Annotated in this window: 1 protein-coding gene and 1 pseudogene; both read right to left on the minus strand. The window is 62.9% G+C overall.

Annotation, left to right across the window (positions count from 1 at the left end; genetic code table 11):
• Positions 1 to 331 (minus strand): annotated as a pseudogene (locus tag VI25_RS20215) (hypothetical protein); the annotation flags it as partial.
• Positions 332 to 399: 68 nt separating this feature from the next.
• Positions 400 to 680, minus strand: a 281-nt coding sequence (locus tag VI25_RS20220) for a RagB/SusD family nutrient uptake outer membrane protein (protein ID WP_152981725.1), incomplete at its 5' end; no start/stop codon positions are given.

The raw sequence follows: 680 nt of genomic DNA on the forward strand, positions 1-680 counted from the left end.
GCCATAGCTCTGCGGGCCTGGTATACAGCTGGCCCGCGGAGCGCACCTTCTGCAAGGGGTCCAGGTAGAGGCTTTGCAGGGTGCGCGCTGGGTTTAGCGCGGCACGCTCGTGCCCTACCTGTAAGGTGGAGTCCACCAGGAAAATATCGGCCTCCACGCTTTTGAAGCCCAATTGCAAAGCATCCGTTAAGGGATGCGGCCGCCAGTAGTCGTTGTGGGAGTGGCCCTGTTCCAGGGGCTGGGCCGGTTGGAAGCGGGGCGTTTGGGCCTGGGCCTTTGTAACGGAAGCCAGCAACAGAATTGCGGCTGCGTAGCGAAACGAATTGCGCATGAAAAACACGAAGGCCCGCCTCTTCACCCCAACCAGCAGGCCGTGGGGTAAGAGACGGGCGCGAGAAATTACCAACCCTGATTTTGGGCAATTTTGGAATTGTTCAGGTCGATGGGCGGGATGGGCCACACGTGGTGCACGGCGGGGTTAAACGTGCGGGCTGGCCATACTTCCACCACCTTATAGGTCGAGGCCGGGTTGGACTTGTCGGCGTACTCGCGCCCGCGCTGGGGTTTGGCGTAGGCGGCCTGAGCATCGCCCCAGCGCACAAGGTCGGCGTGACGGTCGGCAAACTCCCCGGCCAGCTCCGAGCGCCGCTCCCGCTTCAGGTCGGCCAAGGTAGCGCCGG

Source organism: Hymenobacter sp. AT01-02 (assembly GCF_000961955.2).
Classification (GTDB): domain Bacteria; phylum Bacteroidota; class Bacteroidia; order Cytophagales; family Hymenobacteraceae; genus Hymenobacter; species Hymenobacter mucosus.